Here is a 16,511-nt window from a genome sequence, read left to right as displayed (position 1 = left end):
CACCACCACCGCCGCCGCCTCCTCCTCCCGCCCCCAAGCTCAAGCCCAAGCCCGCTCCCCCGCCCAAGCCCAGTCCGTCCGCCCGGCCGAAGCCGCCGTCCCCCACACCGGTCGCCATTCCCGTGTACCGCCAGGCGACCCGCAAGGAGCCCCACAACGGCCCGTCCCTGGTCTCCCTCACCCTCCTGGTCACGGCCCCGGCGCTATTCGCCGCCGCCGTGCTGCGCCCCCGTTCCCGCTAGCCGACGGAGATCTCTGCATGTCGGAATGGCTCGTTCTGAGCATCGCGATGGCGGCCGCCTGCGCGGTCGTCCTCACCATCACGGTCATCAACCACCGCCGCGTAGGCGAGGACGACGACCCCTCCGAAACCCCGGACGTCATCGAGTACATGACGATGATGATCGGCGTGGTCTACGCGATCGTCCTCGGTCTCGCCATCGCCGGCGTCTGGGAGGGCCGCGGCGCCGCCCAGGAGTCCGTACGCCAGGAGGCCCAGGCCCTGCACGAGGTCAGCGTCCGTTCAGAGGTCTACCCCGCCGAGGTCCGGGCCCGTATCCGCGGCGATGTCGACGCGTATGTCACGTACGTCGTCAACACCGAATGGCGCCACATGGCCGACCACGGCAGCCTCACGGAGCGCGGCACCGAACTCCTCAACGAGTTGCGCCGCGAAGTCACCGACTACGTACCGAAGACCGACCACGAGGGCCAGGCCTACCAGCCGCTGGTCGACCAGGTGGCCGAGGTGGACGACGCCCGCGGCCAGCGCGGCGCGGGCGCGGAGGCCACCATGCCCGGTGTCGTCTGGTTCGGCCTGATCACCGGAGCCCTGGTCGCGGTCGGTCTGATCTTCACTCTCCAGATCCGCCGCACCGGACGCGAACTGCTCCTGGCCGGGCTCTACAGCGCCCTGATCGCGTTCCTGCTGTTCCTCATCTGGGACTTCGACGCCCCCTTCGGCCGCGGCCTCTCAGCCACCGCGACCCCGTTCCTGGAGCTGTTCCCGAACGCATCGAAATAGACGGGCACCAGCGACGGGCTACGCCCCCACCGCGCCCCCGCCGTTCGCGCGCCAGGTCGCGTCGGCGGATTCCAGGAAGGCCGCGAAGGCCTTCGCCCGGGCCAGCGTGAACATGATCGTGTGCGGGTTTCCGGCGACCTGTCCGGCCGGGCGGGCGGCGAAGCCCCTCAGCGGGCCGGGGTCGGATTCCGTCGCGAGGAACACGTAACCGTTCACGAGGAGCGTCGGTTCCTTGCTGACGATCCGCACCACGTCGGCGAGGGCGACGGTGGCGTCCTTGTTCCCGCCCAGCTTCGCCAGGCGGCTCCGCCTGATGTCGACGCGGTCGTGGTGAAGGGTCGCCGTGGCCAGGTAGCCCTTGAATACCAGGGGCTGCCAGGGCGGCGGCCGCAGTGCCGGATCTTCGCTGAAGCTGCGCATCGGCCCAGTGTGACGGCTTACGGCGGGCCGCCGGGTGGCGTACCCCGATACCCCATTTGCGCGACTGTGATCGCGCGGCGCTGTCGCCGCTCCTAGCGTTCGGGTTATCGAGGTGCATTTCCTGCCATGTGTGGATAAAGATTCCGCCGCTGCCCCTCGGGACCCGGAGGATTGACCATGCGCGCGATACGTCTCGCATCGGCCGCCGCGCTCGGCCTCACCGTTCTCTCGCTCACCGCCCCGGCAGCCTCGGCCGTCGGCAGCAAAGTCTCCCCGCTGGTCGGTACCGCCACGCCGTCCACCATCGCCCCCGGCGGACAGGTCACGCTGTCCCTCTCGGGGTGCGACGGCCAAGCGGACGCGTCTTCGGACGTGTTCGACGTCGTCCGGATCCCTCCGGGCGGCATGGCGACCGCCACGGTCGACTGGGACGCGAAGCGTGGGGCCATGTACACGGTGACGTACACCTGTGACGACAACCGGCAAACCACCTCGCAGCTCACCATTGCCGGCGCCCGGCCGACGCCCACCTTCACCAGGCCTCGCCCGACCGTGACCACCACGGCCACCGCTGGCCCCGCCAGGGGTGGCGTGGGCGGCAGCCAGGACGGGATGAACGCCGGGGAGATCGCCGCCGGTGCGGCGCTGGTCGTCGCGGCCACCGGAGGCGTGATCTTCGTTCTCCGCCGGCGCGCCGGCAGCCGCCAGCACTGACGCCCCAAGAAATCGCGGCACGCCCGTCGCCCCGCGTCCTGGTCAGGACGCGGGGCGACGGGCGTTCACACAAGCAGCACGCGCTCAGAACTCGGCGCGGTTCAGGCGACGCCTGCGTGCGATGAAGAGGCCACCACCGACGGCCGCCGCGGATACGAGACCGGCCCCGACCTGCATCTCCGTGTCGGAGGGGCCGACCGATCCGCCGATACCGCCGTGGGCGCCGTGGCCCGCGACGACCCTGAACTGGTGCGTGACGATCTTGGGGTTGTCGTTGCACTTGACGGCCAGGTGGTAGGTGCCGGGAGTGGCGTTGTGCCTGATCTTGGCGGTGGCGTACGACGTGGTGTCACTTGCCGGAAGATGGGCTGTCCGCTGGAAGACGTGGGACGACACGGTGCCGCCATGGCCGCACCCGGAGGCGCTGACCGTCAGCACACCGCCCTGGTGGACCCTGAACGGGTTGACGTTGACGTTGCTCGGACCGTTGGTGGCGGCGGCGATCGGGGCGGCGAGACCGACCGCCGCCCAGGCAACCGCGGTCACCAGGCAGGCGCGTGAAGCACGCATCGTAAAACCTCCACGGGACGGCGCCCCGGAGCGGTGCTCCGGGAAGATCGACGAGAACGCCTCCCAGACGAACACTCACCGACCGGGGCGATTACCGCATTTTGGGACTGGTCCACCCCGGTGAGGCGACACGCCGGTGCGACGCGCCCGGATCTGACGGAGCCGCAGGTCACACACCGTCAGATATCTTGTACGACGAGTTACCCGGATGGGGTACCCCGTGGCCGCCGCGCCACCCGTTCGCCCCTCACGTCTCGCAGCCCCCACCCCGCGCACTTAGCGTCCGTACAGACGCGTCGAAGGGAGCACCATGGGCCAGGAGTACACCGGCTCCGAGCCGAGAAAACGCTCACCTTGGGGGGTCCTGGCCCTCGCCATGCTCACCGGACTCGCCCTGATGCGAAACGGCGCCGACGTGTCCCTCGGCCCGCCGCAGCCCGCGTCGGCGGCGTCCCTGAACAGCCGTTCCGACGTCGTCGGCACCGAGAAGGCGCGCCGCACCTCCGTCCGTCCCCTGCCGTACGCCCCGGCCTCCCGGATCCGCCTCCCCGACATCCACGTCGACGCGCCCATCGTGGACGTGGGACTCGACCCGGAGGGGTGGATCGACGCACCGTCGCCGGAGGACCCCAACCTCGCCGGCTGGTACCAGAACGGCATCGCACCCGGCCAGCGCGGCACCTCGGTGATCGTCGGCCATGTCGACAACTCCGTCGGGCCCGCCGTGTTCTACAACCTGGGTTCGCTCAAGAAGGGCCACCGCATCCAGGTGATGCGCTACGACGGCCGCGCCGCCATCTTCGAGGTCTACGGCGTCGAGGTCTTCTCGAAGGAGGACTTCCCCGGCCCCAGGGTGTACGGCGACCTCGGCAGGCCGGAGCTGCGCGTGATCACCTGTGGCGGCGGCTATTCGAAGACGGTCGGCTACACCGGGAACGTCGTCGTCTTCGCCTCCCTGGTCGCCACCCACTGAACAGGCGGCGCCCAGGGAGGCGTCCGGGGTACGGCACTTACCCCCGCAGCACGGCGCTCGGAACCGTGATCCGGTACCCCGCGTCCAGCAGCTCCGGCAGGTAGGTCCGCAGGGCTTCGACGCTCTGCTTCCGGTTGCCCCCGGCGTCGTGCGAGAGCACCACCACCCCCGGGCCCGCGCCGCGGCGCACCCTGCGGATGATGGCCCCGGCGCCCGGCTCGCGCCAGTCCAGGGTGTCGAGGGTCCAGGCGAGCGGCTCCATGCCCAGCTCCGCGCCGATCTCGAAGGAGCGGCGGTTCCAGGCTCCGTACGGTGCGCGGTACCAGTCGGGGGCGTGCCCGATGGTCCGCTCGACCACGTCGCTCGTACGCCCCAGCTCGGCGCGGATGCCGGCCGGTGACAGCCTCGGGATCATCGGATGGGACCAGGTGTGGTTGCCGACGACATGGCCGTCCTCGGCCATCTCCCGCAGCAGATCCCGGTTCTCGACCGCCATCTCCCCGCACACGAAGAACATCGCGCGCACGTCGTAGCGCCGCAGCGTCCGCAGGATGTCCGGGGTGTAGCGGGGGTCGGGCCCGTCGTCGAAGGTCAGCACCATGCTGCGGCCGATCCCGCCCATCCGCAGGAAGGGCCTGCGGCGCACGGGTGGCCGGGCGGGGCTGAACTTGGGCGGGGTGTACGCCGTCATGGGCCGCAGCCGGTACGCCGAGAACCTGACCGGCGCCCCGGCCTGCGGTCCTGCCGCCGGGGGCGGGCCAGAGGGGTAGCGTCCCGGCGTCTGGGCCGGGTCCGGGCCGAGGAACCGTACGGCGGTGGCGGCCCCGAGGCAGGCGGCGAGGCGCAGCATCGCCCTGCGCCCCGGATACATCTGATCCTTTTTCATGACTAATAGCTCGCACGGCCGCAGGCCCCGGAGCCCGACCCACACCGGCAGCGGGAGCCGAAGTACCCGATGGGACGAGCCGGTCCGTGCCGGACAGCCTCGATGGCGTGACAGAGCAGCAGCGCCTGGCCGGTCACGGTCGTGCCGTAACCAAAAAGAGGGCAAGCGGAGGAAGACGCCACTTGGCGTACGACACCTTTCGTCACAGCCGCACCTGAGCCACCATGAGCCGCCATCAGCCGACAGTCGTCTGCGGAGGTATCAGTCATGGCCGGACTGCGGATGGGACAGGGCGTACTGCGCCGCAAGCCCATCGAACAGATCGAAGAGGGCGACGCGAGCGAGCAGCTGACCAGAACACTCGGCCTCTGGCAGCTCACCGCGATCGGCGTCGGCGGCATCATCGGCGCCGGCATCTTCACCCTCGCCGGTACGGTCGCGAACGGCACGGCGGGACCCGCCGTCCTCATCTCCTTCCTCATCGCGGGTGTGGCGAGCGCGGCCGCCGCCTTCTCGTACGCCGAGTTCGCGGGAATGATCCCGAAGGCCGGTTCGGCATACACCTACGGCTATGTGGTCCTCGGTGAGCTCGCGGGCTGGTTCATCGGCTGGGACCTGCTGCTGGAGTACACGGCGATCGTGGCGGTGGTCGCGATCGGCATCTCCGGCTACTTCAACTTCCTGCTCGAGGACCTGGGCGCCGAGCTGCCCACCTGGATGCTGGGCGCGCCCGGCACCGGCAGCGGCCACAAGGTCGATCTGTTCGCGGCGGTGCTGTGCCTGTTCATCGCGTACCTGCTGACGCTCGGCATCAAGAGCGCGGCGCGCTTCGAGATGGTCGTTGTAGTGCTGAAGGTCCTCGTCGTGCTCGTCGTGATCGCGGTCGGTTTCTTCCACATCAAGACCAGCAACTACAGCCCCTTCTTCCCCTTCGGCGTCGGCGGGGCCTTCACCGGGGCGGCGACGGTGTTCTTCGCGGTCTTCGGATACGACGCCATGTCGACGGCGGCCGAGGAGTCCAAGGACGCGCAGCGGCACATGCCGAAGGCGATCATGTACTCGCTCGCGATCTCGATGGCGCTGTACGTGCTGGCCACTCTGGTGCTCACCGGCATGCAGAACTACAGGGAGGTCGACCCGGAGAGCGGCTTCTCGACGGCCTTCCAGTCTGTGGGGCTCGACGCGCTCGCGGATGTGATCGCGGTGGGCGCCATCATCGGCATCCTCACCGTGATGTTCACCTTCATGCTGGGTGTGACGCGCATGCGTCCGAGTGAACATTGCTGCCGAGCAGCAGTTCCGGCATGACCCACAAGCGAATGTGGGTGGACGGGATCGGCGTAGGGTCGAACGGCTCGGCTCCGTGTAGGCCCTTCAGGCGCTCCATCACGGCGGGCCAGACGTCCTTCATCCACCCGGCGTTGACTTTCCGTAGCGCCTGCCCGTCCCCGTACTCCCTGGGCAGCTTGCCCCAGGCGACCCCGGTACGGACCTTCTCCAGCATCCCCTCCAGGGCCCGGCGAGTGTCCCGCCCCGGAGCCGAAGGAACGATGTCCTTCACGCGTTCCCATGCCTCGTCGGTCAGCTCGGGCACCCGGTAATCGTTCTCCCGGAACCAGGCAATCAGCGAGCACCGTACGCCGGACCTGCCCTGCGGGGCCGGCGCAGTGACGGTCACCTCGGCTTCGAGCAGCGTCAGCAGCCGGGCCTGCTTCTCCAGCGAGAGGCGTCCGAAGCGCTCCTGAGCAGCCTTGGCGAGCTTCATCAGGTCGTCGGCCCTCATGGCCGTCTCCGTGGCCTCCTTCTGCCACTGGGCGGTGTCCGCCCGCAGCTTCTCCAGGTCGGCCAGCTGCTTGTTCAGCGGCCGGACGGCGTCGATCGCCTCCTGGGCGGCTTCAGCCTCGTCCAGGCCCCGGTCCAGCGCTTCACCGATGGCCACGGCACGGGTGACCTTGACGGTCTTCCTCTGCCGCTCGATCTTCGTATCGAGATCCTTGATCCGGTCCTCGAAGTTGACGTCCCGCTTCTGGGCGGCGCCGATCCAGTCGGCGGCTACTCGCTCCAGGCGCTCCTGGTCGCTCAGGGCTGCCTACACCCTGCGCCAGACGTCCTTCTCCATCACTTCGGCGGGCACCAGCTTGCACTGGGGGCCGCCCTTGTTGCAGCGATACTTCGGGCTGCGCTTCCCGGTGGGATTCCATCCCGTGTACGTACCGCCACAGAGGCAGGTGAACCTGCCGCTGATGGGATATGCCCGACCGCGGTTCAGGGAGGGGCCCTTCTCCGCCATCTTGATGGCGGCCTTCAGCTCCTCCCGCTCCTCGTCCGTGAAGACGGGGGGCAGGTCGATGATGACCTGCTGGCCGTGCACCGGCTCGCCATTGCGGTCCAGCTTCGCCCTGCTCTTCTTGCGAAAGACCTGCCGGGCATGCATCAGAGCGTCCCCGGTCATGACGTTGCGGAGGTTGGCGCCTGACCACGGAACACCGCTGCGAGTGAAGAGACCTTCCGCGTTCAGAAGGTCGGCGGCCTTGTCCCAGTTGCGATGCTCGACGAACAGCGTGCGCCCTCGCTTGGCTACGGGGACGTCGTGGCGCTCCGCGCACCCTTCGCCGTGCTCGCAGGCGTCGGGCACGAGCCGGCTTTCCTTCTTCTTGCCCATGTTCTCGACGCGGTAGGGGAACGGGACGTAGCCGCCCGTGTATCCGCCGTCCTCAGCGTGCTCCTGGACGCCGCTCTGCGTGCGTGAGCGGATGCGCGTGTACTCCTTGAAGGCGTAGTTCGCCTCCTCGCGCATCTTGTCGCGGCCTTCGTCGGTGGTGTTGTCGATATCCAGCTTGGCGTCAGCGACGAACACGCCATGCTCTTCGAGCTTCCATACCCAGGGGTAGTACGCCTTGTCCACGCGGCCGATGACTCGGCCTTCGGGGACGACGACCACATCGAAGGGGCAGGGCGTCTGCTGCGCCATCTCCATGAGCCGGTTGAGATCTTCCCGCTCTGTCCAGTCCAGAGAGCCGGAGACCCCCTCGTCAGCGAAGGTGGTGATGTACGCCCAGTCCTTCTTCTCGATGTACCGCTTGGCTCGCTTCTCGCCGGCTTCGATGCCGTAGCCCTTGGCCTGTTCCTCCGTGGAGACCCTGGCGTAGATCACGGCCCTGAGCTGCCCGGGGCGTACGGCCCGCTGCGCTACCTCGATGGAGCTCGTGAGAGTCTGGGTCATGTCAGTCCTTTCGCGACTGGCCAGACCCCGGGGTATTCGCCGTACCGCCGGGGTCACTCATGTAGCGGCATTATGTCGCCCTCTCGACGCCCTCGGGACCGAACAGGATCTCCAACACCTCCCGATAGACAGCCGGGTTGGACTTCCCGACCATGAGAGTGATGTCGATCTTCGGGTCAGGGTCTCCTGCGAAGTGCTCCTTGAGCCACTGGCCGGCCAACTGTCCGTCCTCGGCTATGCCGTCCTGCACGGCTCCTCCTTCCCGCCCCACAAGGGCGGGGTCACCCCGCTGCGCGGCAGCGGTGCGGTTCGACTACGTCATGCCGGTAGCAGTGACGGCCCATGTCGGCGCCGCAAAAACGACAAACGAGGCTGTGCGGGAGTCCGCACGTACACAGGGGGCCGAGCTCCCGGGGGGCCTGCTCGGTGACGGCCCGGATGAGCTCCGGCGCCGGGGCCTCGCCCCGGTAGAAGTCCCAGGCGGCCAGCTCCATCAGGAACTTAAAGCTCACTTCGCCATACGCGCGGTGTCACGCGGGTGTGGTTCTCGATGAGCCGTGACGGGCTGCTGCCGCACTGGTTCGCCAAGACCCACCCGACCCGGCATGTGCCGGTCCGGGTGACCTGGATCGTGGGGATCGCGTCGGCGCTGATCGCCGGATTCCTGCCGATCGGCGAGGCAGCCGAACTGACCAACATCGGGATCCTGCTGGCCTTCGCCGTGGTGTGCACCGCCGTGATCGTGCTGCGCTACCGGCAGCCGGACCTGCCGCGCAGCTTCCGCACCCCCGGGATGCCGGTGGTGCCGGCGATCGGGGTGGTGTCCTCGATCTGGCTGATCACCTACCTGGCGGTGGAAACGTGGCTCCGCTTCGCCGTGTGGTTCGCGCTCGGCCTGATCATCTACTTCGCCTACTCGTACCGGAAGTCGGCGCTGGCGAAGACCCCTCCTGCGGGGGATCCGCGCGGCAAGGGGTAGCCCCCGGACCACACAGACGTCCCGGTCCGCCGGCCCCGGGCGCTACTTCCCCATGGCCAGGCCCGCCTTCCCCGCGCCCCGGCTCAGCACGACCCGCCGGATCCGGTCCCGTACAGCCACATGGTCGGCGCCCCCCGCGATCGCCGCGTTCAGGTTCACCACCCGCCCCGCCTCCGTGTCGAACCACTGCGGAATGAACTCCGCCTTGCGCACCACCCACCGCTCCCCCGCCCGCTCCGGCGGAGCGAAGGTGAAGCGGCCGATCGTGCCCTGGTTGCCGCGTGGGTCGTACGCGCCCGAGTGGTTGACCATGGGCCCGGCGATCTGGTCGCCCATGCCGTAGATGATCCAGGTGCCGTTGACCTTCTCGTACGCCTGCGGGACATGCGCGTGCGTACCGAGGATCAGGTCGATGTCGGGGCGCTCGTCCGTCTTCGACGCGGTCAGCGCCTTGCCGAGCCGCAACTGCTGGTCGTCCGGCGCGTCCTGCCACTCCGTGCCCCAGTGCAGGGAGACGAGGACCACGTCGGCGCCCGCCTTCCGCGCCGCCCGCGCGTCGGCGACGATCTTCTCCTGGTCGATGAGGTTCACCGCCCACGGCCGCCCCTCCGGCAGCGGGTAGCCGTTCGTGCCGTACGTGTACGCGAGCTGCGCGACCTTCGCGGTCCCACCCGTCAGCCAGGCCGGTTCCCGCGCCTCGGCCTCCGTCCGGGCCGAGCCCACGTGCTTGATGCCCGCCTTGTCGAGCGCGCCGAGCGTCCTGTCGATCCCGTCGGCTCCCGCGTCCAGACTGTGGTTGGAGGCGGTGGAGCAGGAGTCGTAGCCCGTGCTGCTCAGCCCCTTGGCGACCTCGGGAGGGGACTTGAAGTTGGGGTAGCCGGTGTACGGGCCGCCGTCCGCGCCGTACACCGTCTCCATGTGACAGATCGCGATGTCCGCCTCGGAGACGACCGACTTGACGCCGACGAGCATCGGCGCGAGGTCGTAACCGTTGCCGCCGGCGTCCGCCTGGGCCTGCCGGATGATCGACGCGTGCGGCAGTACGTCGCCCGATGCGACCAGGGTGAAGCCCCGCTGCTCGCCGTCCGAGCCGCCCGCGGCCGCCGGGTCCGGCACGTGCGTCGCCGTCGGCAGGCCGGCGCACGCGGTGACGCTCCCGATCAGCAGCGCGGCCATGGCCGACACCCCTTGCAGCTTTCGTTTCACCATCAGACCGACTTTCAGCTTGTATGACTTTTGCTGAAATGAATCCATACGGGGGGCTTCGGGAAGTCAAGGGACACGGCCGTTCCCGTCACCGGAACGGACGCGCGGTCGCGACCGTCGTCGCGACCGTTCGTCGCGCCATTCGTCGCACCGTTCGACCGCTCACCGCACGGCCCCTGCCGCCCGTTCGGCCGCCGCCTCCCGCACCGCCGCGCATCGGGCGGGCGGCGGATATCTTCGCCGCCGTCCGGCCATCGGCCACCCGGTCTCCCGAAGGGGCGTCAACGGTGACTTCCTCCGCTTCCCCGCTCAAGCAGCACACCGACGAACGAGCCATCGCCGACCTCCAGCGCGAGCACGGCAGAGCGCTGTTCGGCTTCCTCCTGGGCCTCACGTACGGGGACAGCCAGCGCGCGGAGGATCTCCTCCAGGAGACCTTGGTACGGGCGTGGCAGCACCCGGAGGCACTGGCGAGCGACCACGACTCGATGCGCCCCTGGCTCTTCACTGTGGGCCGCAGGCTCGCGATCGACGCCAGGCGTGCCCGCCGCGCCCGGCCGCACGAAGTCGGCGACGACGTACTGGAACAGTCCGCGCTCCCCGACGACCACGTGGAACGCTCAGTGACCGCGCTCGACGTCCGTGAGGCCGTCAGGGCGCTGCGCGGGGAGCACCGCGAAGTGCTGACGCAGGTCTACTTCCGCGGCCGGTCCGTGGCGGAGGCGTCCGAAGTGCTGGGCATACCCGCGGGAACGGTCAAGTCCCGTACGTACTATGCTCTGCGCGCCCTGCGAAAGGTGCTTCCCGGGTACGGATGCGACGCCGCCTGAGGCACCCTCGTCCCACCCGCCCCGCAGGTCAAAATCTTCACCCTCCGTACCCGTGCAGAGCAGGCCGATTTCGAAACCTCAGCGTCAAGTTGAGTAAAGACGGCACGCTGTGCGTCTCTGAGAGTGAAGGCTCGGCGGTGCCCCGAAGAAACAGAAGAGATCCGTCCGGGAGAAGGTGGAGTGCTGTGCTGCCCGAGAGTACGAATGGCACCAGCGGAGACAGGCTCGCGGTACCGATGGCTTGGCTGTACGCCGAGTACATCGCCGACGAGCTGCTCCGCACGGGCAATCTGATTCCGCCCGGCACGATCGAGTTCCGGGCGGGCCGGGAGACCCTGGCGCTCACCATCTACCTGTCCGACAGCTCGGACGAGCTGTCCGGCATCCGCGTCGTCTCCAGCCTCGACGAGTGGCTCTCGCTCACTACGTACGATCATCCCTGGGAGACGTGGGTACGGGAAAGGCTCGCCGACCGCACCGCCACCGACCGCCGCCGGGAAGAAGCCAGCCCGGATCTCGAACTGGCCCTGGCCTCATGGCGATGGCTCAGCGGGACGGAACTCCTCGCCACCGACCTCGGCGGCGCGATCCCCTCGCACCAGGCGGCGGATCTCGGCGTGGACGAGAGCGAACGGGTGTGGACCCCGGCCTGGCAGCTGGGCCTGCCGCTCGGTCATCTCGCCATCCACCTCTTCTGATCACGGTCGCGTGTGGCGGGCGCCGACGAGTGCACTCCCGCGCGGTACTTGGGAAACCGCAGCGTGATCTTCATGCCCGCGCCCACGCCCGTCTCGATCACGAGGCCGTAGTCGTCCCCGTACACCTGGCGCAGCCGGTCGTCGACGTTCGACAGGCCGATGCCGGACGACGAAGTGTGCTCACCCGCGAGGATCTGCCGCAGCCGTCCGGGATCCATGCCGACACCGTTGTCCTCGATGACGACCACGGCCTCCGCGCCGGCGTCCTGGGCGGCGATGGTCACCTTGAACTCGTCTCTGGAGTCCTCAAGACCGTGCTTGACGGCGTTCTCCACGAGCGGCTGGAGACAGAGGAACGGCAGCGCGACGGGCAGCACCTCGGGGGCGACCTGGAGGGTCACCTTGAGGCGGTCGCCGAAGCGGGCCCCTGCCAGCGCCAGGTACTGCTCGATGGAGCGCAGCTCGTCGGCGAGGTTGGTGAAGTCGCCGTGCCGGCGGAAGGAGTAGCGGGTGAAGTCGGCGAATTCCAGAAGCAGTTCGCGGGCACGCTCGGGGTCGGTGCGGACGAACGAGGCGATCGCGGCGAGCGAGTTGAAGATGAAGTGCGGCGATATCTGGGCGCGCAGGGCGCGGATCTCCGCCTCCACGATCCGGGTGCGTGAGCGGTCGAGCTCGGCCAGTTCCAGTTGCACGGACACCCAGCGGGCCACCTCGGTGGCCGCCCTGACCAGCACCGCCGACTCCCGTGACCCGTACGCGACGAGCGCGCCCAGCAGGCCCTCCTCGCCGGTCAGCGGCGCGATCACGACCCACCGCAGCGGGCACTGAAGGTCGTCGCAGTCGCTGCGTACGCTCTGGCTGCGCCCGGAGTCGAGCATTTCGCGTACGCGGCGCATCACCAGCTCCCTGTGGTGATCGCCGCCGGGCCCGTCCCACGCGAGCACGCTCTCGCGGTCGGTCAGGCACAGCGCCTCCGTGCCGAGCAGGGAGCGCAGTCGGCGGGCGGCCTTGCGGGCGGTGTCCTCGGTGAGGCCCGCGCGCAGTGGGGGCGCGGCGAGCGAGGCGGTGTGCAGGGTGTGGAAGGTGGCGCGCTCGACGGGCGTACCGAGGTCCAGGTCCTCGCCGCGGCCGTGGCGGGCGGTGACGCGGCCGAGGACGATGCCGGCGGCGAGGAGTACGGCGCCCGCGGCGGCCAGCGACGCGATTTCCATCCCGGTCATCGTTCCACTCCCATGAGGTCCTCCGGCAGGTGCAGCCGGGCCAGGGTGGCCGCGGTCCCGGCAGGTATGCGCTCACGCGTCGCCAGCGACACCAGCACCATCGTCAGAAAACCGAGCGGCACCGACCAGACCGCGGGCCAGGCCAGCAGCGAGTGCGCCCAGCCGTCCGCCGGCAGTCCCGCCCTGGTCGCCATGACGGCGGTCAGCGCCGCCCCGCCACCGACGACGAGCCCGGCCACCGCGCCCGGCGGCGTGAGCCCCCGCCACCAGATGCCGAGCACGAGCAGCGGGCAGAAGGAGGAGGCGGACACGGCGAACGCGAGGCCCACCGCGTCGGCGACCGGCACATTGACCGTCACGATGCTCAGGCCGAGCGGCACGGCCATCGCGAGGACGGTGGCGAGCCTGAAGTGCCGTACGCCCCGGGACGGCAGGACGTCCTGGGTGAGGACGCCCGCGACCGACATGGTCAGCCCCGACGCGGTGGACAGGAACGCCGCGAACGCCCCGCCCGCGAGCAGCGCCCCCAGCAGGTCTCCGCCGACGCCGCCGATCATCCGGTCGGGGAGAACGAGAACGGCGGCGTCCGCCTCCCCGGTGAGGGACAGCTCGGGTGCGTAGATCCGGCCGAGGGCGCCGTACACCGGGGGCAGCAGGTAGAAGGCGCCGACCAGTCCGAGGACGACGAGGGTGGTGCGGCGGGCGGCGGTGCCGTTGGGGCTGGTGTAGAAGCGCACGGCGACGTGCGGCAGCCCCATGGTGCCGAGGAAGGTGGCGAGGATCAGTCCGTACGTCGCGTACAGGGGATGCTCCTCACGGCTGCTGGCCAGCGGCTGGGACCAGCTGGACGCGCCCGTCCGCTCGGCGCCCGCCTTCTCCGGGACCTGGGCGTGCGCGGGAAAGCCCAGCTCCGTACCGGCGCCGATGCCGTGGACGCCCGCGTCGAGGGCGACCGGCTCGCGGTCGTGGCGGCGGTCGTCGACGGTCCCGGTCACGGTGACGCGCAGCGGCCGGGCCAGGTCGATGCGTACGGTGTCGTCGATCCGTACGACCGTGTGCTCGCGGAAGGTCGCCGGCTCGGCGAACCGGGCGCGCGGCGCGTCGTCCCCCAGCCACGCGACGAGCAGGAAGAGGGCGGGAACGAGCAGTGCGGTGAGCTTGAGCCAGTACTGGAACGCCTGCACGAAGGTGATGCTGCGCATCCCGCCCGCCGCCACCGCCCCGGTCACGACGAGCGCCACGACGAGGCCGCCGACCCAGTCGGGAGCGCCGGTGAGTATCTCCAGGGTCAGGCCCGCGCCCTGGAGCTGGGGCAGCAGGTAGAGCCACCCGATGCCGACGACGAAGAGGCTGGCGAGCCTGCGGACCTGCGGCGATTCGAGCCGGGCCTCGGCGAAGTCGGAGAGGGTGTACGCCCCCGAGCGGCGCAGCGGAGCGGCGACGAGGACCAGGAGGACGAGGTACCCGGCGGTGTAGCCGACCGGGTACCAGAGCATTTCGGGGCCCTGGAGGAGGACAAGACCGGCGACGCCGAGAAAGGAAGCTGCGGAGAGGTATTCGCCGCTGATGGCGGCGGCGTTGAGGCCCGGCTTGACGCTGCGGGAGGCGACGTAGAAGTCGGAGGTGGTCCGGGATATGCGCAGGCCGAGTCCGCCGATGAGCACGGTGGCGAGCACGACGACGGTGACGGCGGCCACGGCGTACGCCTGGTTCACAGTGCGGTCAGCGCCCTTCGACGAGCTTGCTGAACGCGCGCTCGTTGCGCTCCGCGCGCCGGACGTACCAGCGGGCGATCAGCCACATGACCGGGTAGACCGCCACGCCGAGCACGACCCAGACATAGGGCGCGGGCGACGGCAGGTCGGAGGCGGAGAAGACCTTCGGAAGCGAGAACAGCAGCGGCAGGGAGCCGACGAGCAGCACGAGCGCGCCCAGCGAGATCAGCGCCGTTCGCAGCTGGCTGCGCATCAGGGAGCGTACGTACGTCGCACCCAGGGTGGTCTGCTCGGTGATCTCGGAGCGCGCCGGGGCATGTCCGGGGGGACGCCGGGCGCTGCGGGGCACGCCGGTGACGGTTTCGCGGCGGGGCGGCGGCTGAGCGGGCGACGGCTGATCCGGGAGCGGCTGATCTGCGGACATCGGCGCGAGTCTACGCAGCGGTGATTACGGTCGGTAGGGTCAGCGGGAGGGCTTTTGGCCGCTTCGGCCGCAGTCGTTCAGCGCGAATTCCAGCTCGACGTACGATTCCTCGGCCCTGCGGAAGGCGATCTCCAGGGCGGCGGCGGTGCGCGGGCCCGCGATGCTCTGTGCGGACTCCCGCACCTCGTCCAGCACATCGGCCCAGCGGCCCGCCGCGCTCTTGACCCTGGTCAGCAGCGCTTCGAGGTCGCGCGCGTCGGACGGCCGGGTCGGCGGCAGGCCGCGGAGTTCCTCCAGCAGCGCGTCGAGTTCGGACATCCGGGCTCCTCGTGACGGGTGGCCCGACCGAGCGTAGGCGGTGCGCGGGGGCCGTACGGCCGTCGGCGGATCAGGTGCGGCAAGCGGCGGCTGTACGGCGCTGAACGGCGGCCGGGGGTGGGTCAGCGGTCAGCCGTCGGTCGCCGGGTGTCAGCCGCGTGCCCGGCGCATCAGCAGGTCGCGGAGCTCGCGCGCGTGGCGGCGGCTCACCGCGAGTTCGGCGTTGCCGACGCGTACGGTCGTCGCCCCCGCGTCCAGCCGCAGTTCGTCGATGCGGCCGAGGGCGACGAGGTGGCGCCGGTGGATGCGGACGAAGCCGCGGGCCGCCCAGCGCTCTTCCAGGGTGGAGAGCGGGATGCGTACGAGGTGGCTGCCGGCGGGGGTGTGGAGGCGGGCGTAGTCGCCCTGCGCCTCGACGTACGCGATGTCGTCGATCGGGATGAAGCGGGTGACGCCGCCCAGTTCGACCGGGATCTGGTCGGCGGCGCCGGTCTGCGGCGGGACGGCGGGCGGGGCCGCAGCCGCGGGTGCCGGGCTCGCGTCGACCTGGTCGCAGACGCGGCGTACGGCTTCGGCGAGGCGTTCCCGGCGTACCGGCTTCAGGACGTAGTCGACGGCCTTCAGGTCGAAGGCCTGGACGGCGAAGCCCTCGTGGGCGGTGACGAAGACGATGAGCGGCGGGCGGGCGAAACCGGCGAGGAGCCTGGCGACGTCGAGGCCGGTGAGTCCGGCCATGTGGATGTCGAGGAAGACGACGTCGATGGCGTCGTCGCCGTCCGGTCCCGCGTCGAGTGCGCGGTTGATCCGGCGGAGGGTTTCGGTGGCGTCGGTGGCCCCTTCGGCGCTGCTGACGCGGGGGTCGGCGCGCAGCAGGTAGAGGAGTTCCTCCAGCGCCGGTCGTTCGTCGTCGACAGCCAGTGCACGCAACATGGTCCGGAGTGTAGGAGCAGGTGCGGTGACCTGGACATACGGGTCCCGTCCGCGACTGCATTCAGACGTCGTCGTCGGGACCCGCCGCCAGGTCGTCCGCCGAGAGGAGCGCGAGGAGCGTGACGGCGTCGGCCACTTCGAGGTAGGCGGTGCGGCACGGGTCGCACCGCCCGAGGTGGGAGGCGACCTCGGCGTCCTCGCCGGCCGGCAGGGCGTCGAGGACGTACGCGCCCAGCAGCAGCTCCACATGCCCACCTGTCACCCGCACATTCTGCGCGGACCGCCCCGCGCCCCACAAGAAGCGCTGGGCGGCGCGGGATCCGGTGGAATCCGGCAGGATCCGCTGTTCGCGTGAGCAGAAACCCCATGGATTGCGTACCT

General features: G+C 70.0%; 19 protein-coding genes and 3 pseudogenes. 8 read left to right on the top strand and 14 right to left on the bottom strand.

The features are described 5' to 3' along the window. Together J7E96_RS35790 and J7E96_RS35785 are read left to right on the top strand one after the other, a co-directional pair. A pseudogene (locus J7E96_RS35790) lies at positions 1–242 on the top strand (hypothetical protein); the annotation flags it as partial. Between the two features lie 17 nt (positions 243–259). Further along, on the top strand, positions 260–1,024 hold the full coding sequence (locus tag J7E96_RS35785) for a DUF4239 domain-containing protein (RefSeq protein ID WP_215137912.1): 765 nt from the start codon (positions 260–262) through the stop codon (positions 1,022–1,024). 18 nt (positions 1,025–1,042) lie between these two features. Here J7E96_RS35785 and J7E96_RS35780 read toward each other — a convergent pair whose 3' ends face one another. Next, the gene (locus J7E96_RS35780) at positions 1,043–1,444 is read right to left on the bottom strand and encodes a hypothetical protein (RefSeq protein ID WP_215137911.1); all 402 of its coding nucleotides are present in this window, start codon (positions 1,442–1,444) and stop codon (positions 1,043–1,045) included. Between the two features lie 177 nt (positions 1,445–1,621). On the opposite strand from J7E96_RS35780, the gene J7E96_RS35775 reads away from it, so the two are divergent. Continuing rightward, entirely contained in the window at positions 1,622–2,158 is a 537-nt protein-coding gene (locus J7E96_RS35775; RefSeq protein ID WP_215137909.1) for a hypothetical protein, read from the top strand. Between the two features lie 84 nt (positions 2,159–2,242). Here the strand turns inward: J7E96_RS35775 and J7E96_RS35770 are convergent, their stop codons facing one another. Then, complete coding sequence (locus J7E96_RS35770) at positions 2,243–2,728, bottom strand: hypothetical protein (RefSeq protein WP_215137907.1); 486 nt, start codon at positions 2,726–2,728, stop codon at positions 2,243–2,245. A gap of 310 nt (positions 2,729–3,038) precedes the next feature. On the opposite strand from J7E96_RS35770, the gene J7E96_RS35765 reads away from it, so the two are divergent. Then, the gene (locus tag J7E96_RS35765; protein WP_215137905.1) at positions 3,039–3,701 is read left to right on the top strand and encodes a class F sortase; all 663 of its coding nucleotides are present in this window, start codon (positions 3,039–3,041) and stop codon (positions 3,699–3,701) included. Positions 3,702–3,738: 37 nt separating this feature from the next. On the opposite strand, the gene J7E96_RS35760 is transcribed toward J7E96_RS35765, so the two are convergent. Next, on the bottom strand, positions 3,739–4,587 hold the full coding sequence (locus tag J7E96_RS35760) for a polysaccharide deacetylase family protein (protein WP_215137903.1): 849 nt from the start codon (positions 4,585–4,587) through the stop codon (positions 3,739–3,741). Positions 4,588–4,854: 267 nt separating this feature from the next. On the opposite strand from J7E96_RS35760, the pseudogene J7E96_RS35755 reads away from it, so the two are divergent. After that, positions 4,855–5,853: pseudogene (locus tag J7E96_RS35755) on the top strand (amino acid permease); the annotation flags it as partial. Here the strand turns inward: J7E96_RS35755 and J7E96_RS35750 are convergent. The 4 genes from J7E96_RS35750 to J7E96_RS35735 form a co-directional block, all read right to left on the bottom strand. Beyond that, a complete protein-coding gene (locus J7E96_RS35750) occupies positions 5,831–6,352 on the bottom strand; it encodes a transposase (RefSeq protein WP_251070914.1) in 522 nt (173 codons plus the stop codon). The pseudogene J7E96_RS35755 and the gene J7E96_RS35750 overlap by 23 nt on opposite strands. A gap of 324 nt (positions 6,353–6,676) precedes the next feature. After that, a complete protein-coding gene (locus tag J7E96_RS35745; protein ID WP_215137899.1) occupies positions 6,677–7,810 on the bottom strand; it encodes a recombinase family protein in 1,134 nt (377 codons plus the stop codon). Between the two features lie 70 nt (positions 7,811–7,880). Next, the gene (locus J7E96_RS35740) at positions 7,881–8,060 is read right to left on the bottom strand and encodes a hypothetical protein (RefSeq protein WP_215137897.1); all 180 of its coding nucleotides are present in this window, start codon (positions 8,058–8,060) and stop codon (positions 7,881–7,883) included. Between the two features lie 31 nt (positions 8,061–8,091). Then, complete coding sequence (locus tag J7E96_RS35735; protein WP_215137895.1) at positions 8,092–8,322, bottom strand: hypothetical protein; 231 nt, start codon at positions 8,320–8,322, stop codon at positions 8,092–8,094. 14 nt (positions 8,323–8,336) lie between these two features. Here J7E96_RS35735 and J7E96_RS35730 point away from each other — a divergent pair. Then, a pseudogene (locus J7E96_RS35730) lies at positions 8,337–8,789 on the top strand (APC family permease); the annotation flags it as partial. A 42-nt stretch (positions 8,790–8,831) separates the two neighbouring features. Here J7E96_RS35730 and J7E96_RS35725 read toward each other — a convergent pair. Then, the gene (locus tag J7E96_RS35725; RefSeq protein ID WP_215137893.1) at positions 8,832–9,998 is read right to left on the bottom strand and encodes a CapA family protein; all 1,167 of its coding nucleotides are present in this window, start codon (positions 9,996–9,998) and stop codon (positions 8,832–8,834) included. A gap of 284 nt (positions 9,999–10,282) precedes the next feature. On the opposite strand from J7E96_RS35725, the gene J7E96_RS37995 reads away from it, so the two are divergent. Then, positions 10,283–10,825 (top strand): sigma-70 family RNA polymerase sigma factor, encoded by a 543-nt coding sequence (locus tag J7E96_RS37995; protein WP_308296290.1) that lies wholly within the window; start codon positions 10,283–10,285, stop codon positions 10,823–10,825. Positions 10,826–11,061: 236 nt separating this feature from the next. Next, on the top strand, positions 11,062–11,523 hold the full coding sequence (locus J7E96_RS35715; protein WP_215137919.1) for a hypothetical protein: 462 nt from the start codon (positions 11,062–11,064) through the stop codon (positions 11,521–11,523). Here J7E96_RS35715 and J7E96_RS35710 read toward each other — a convergent pair. From J7E96_RS35710 to J7E96_RS35685, 6 genes are all read right to left on the bottom strand, one after another. Then, complete coding sequence (locus J7E96_RS35710; RefSeq protein WP_215137889.1) at positions 11,499–12,743, bottom strand: sensor histidine kinase; 1,245 nt, start codon at positions 12,741–12,743, stop codon at positions 11,499–11,501. The two genes, J7E96_RS35715 and J7E96_RS35710, sit on opposite strands and share 25 nt — an antisense overlap. Beyond that, positions 12,740–14,458, bottom strand: coding sequence for a cation acetate symporter (locus tag J7E96_RS35705; protein WP_215137887.1), 1,719 nt, complete (start codon positions 14,456–14,458; stop codon positions 12,740–12,742). The genes J7E96_RS35710 and J7E96_RS35705 overlap by 4 nt, the downstream gene beginning before the upstream one ends. A gap of 7 nt (positions 14,459–14,465) precedes the next feature. Beyond that, on the bottom strand, positions 14,466–14,882 hold the full coding sequence (locus J7E96_RS35700) for a hypothetical protein (RefSeq protein WP_215137885.1): 417 nt from the start codon (positions 14,880–14,882) through the stop codon (positions 14,466–14,468). A gap of 39 nt (positions 14,883–14,921) precedes the next feature. Continuing rightward, positions 14,922–15,200 carry a hypothetical protein gene (locus tag J7E96_RS35695; RefSeq protein WP_214975742.1) on the bottom strand — a complete coding sequence of 93 codons (279 nt, stop codon included), beginning with the start codon at positions 15,198–15,200 and terminating at the stop codon, positions 14,922–14,924. Between the two features lie 150 nt (positions 15,201–15,350). Next, on the bottom strand, positions 15,351–16,130 hold the full coding sequence (locus J7E96_RS35690; RefSeq protein ID WP_215137883.1) for a LytTR family DNA-binding domain-containing protein: 780 nt from the start codon (positions 16,128–16,130) through the stop codon (positions 15,351–15,353). A 61-nt stretch (positions 16,131–16,191) separates the two neighbouring features. After that, a complete protein-coding gene (locus J7E96_RS35685; RefSeq protein ID WP_308296289.1) occupies positions 16,192–16,392 on the bottom strand; it encodes a zf-HC2 domain-containing protein in 201 nt (66 codons plus the stop codon). Between the last annotated feature and the right edge of the window lie 119 nt (positions 16,393–16,511).

The organism is Streptomyces sp. ISL-96 (assembly GCF_018614035.1).
Taxonomy (GTDB): Bacteria; Actinomycetota; Actinomycetes; order Streptomycetales; family Streptomycetaceae; genus Streptomyces.
The sequence above is the reverse complement of the archived record's forward strand: the minus strand, read 5'-3'. Positions and strand labels throughout refer to the sequence as shown.

Bases quoted from the DNA above. Each gene is read 5' to 3' on its own strand.
- J7E96_RS35780 (WP_215137911.1), bottom strand. From the start codon at position 1,444: ATGCGCAGCTTCAGCGAAGATCCGGCACTGCGGCCGCCGCCCTGGCAG.
- J7E96_RS35715 (WP_215137919.1), top strand. From the start codon at position 11,062: ATGGCTTGGCTGTACGCCGAGTACATCGCCGACGAGCTGCTCCGCACG.
- J7E96_RS35760 (WP_215137903.1), bottom strand. From the start codon at position 4,587: ATGAAAAAGGATCAGATGTATCCGGGGCGCAGGGCGATGCTGCGCCTC.
- J7E96_RS35785 (WP_215137912.1), top strand. From the start codon at position 260: ATGTCGGAATGGCTCGTTCTGAGCATCGCGATGGCGGCCGCCTGCGCG.
- J7E96_RS35745 (WP_215137899.1), bottom strand. From the start codon at position 7,810: ATGACCCAGACTCTCACGAGCTCCATCGAGGTAGCGCAGCGGGCCGTA.
- J7E96_RS35775 (WP_215137909.1), top strand. From the start codon at position 1,622: ATGCGCGCGATACGTCTCGCATCGGCCGCCGCGCTCGGCCTCACCGTT.
- J7E96_RS35750 (WP_251070914.1), bottom strand. From the start codon at position 6,352: ATGAAGCTCGCCAAGGCTGCTCAGGAGCGCTTCGGACGCCTCTCGCTG.
- J7E96_RS35725 (WP_215137893.1), bottom strand. From the start codon at position 9,998: ATGGTGAAACGAAAGCTGCAAGGGGTGTCGGCCATGGCCGCGCTGCTG.
- J7E96_RS35700 (WP_215137885.1), bottom strand. From the start codon at position 14,882: ATGTCCGCAGATCAGCCGCTCCCGGATCAGCCGTCGCCCGCTCAGCCG.
- J7E96_RS35690 (WP_215137883.1), bottom strand. From the start codon at position 16,130: ATGTTGCGTGCACTGGCTGTCGACGACGAACGACCGGCGCTGGAGGAA.
- J7E96_RS35765 (WP_215137905.1), top strand. From the start codon at position 3,039: ATGGGCCAGGAGTACACCGGCTCCGAGCCGAGAAAACGCTCACCTTGG.
- J7E96_RS35710 (WP_215137889.1), bottom strand. From the start codon at position 12,743: ATGACCGGGATGGAAATCGCGTCGCTGGCCGCCGCGGGCGCCGTACTC.
- J7E96_RS35770 (WP_215137907.1), bottom strand. From the start codon at position 2,728: ATGCGTGCTTCACGCGCCTGCCTGGTGACCGCGGTTGCCTGGGCGGCG.
- J7E96_RS35695 (WP_214975742.1), bottom strand. From the start codon at position 15,200: ATGTCCGAACTCGACGCGCTGCTGGAGGAACTCCGCGGCCTGCCGCCG.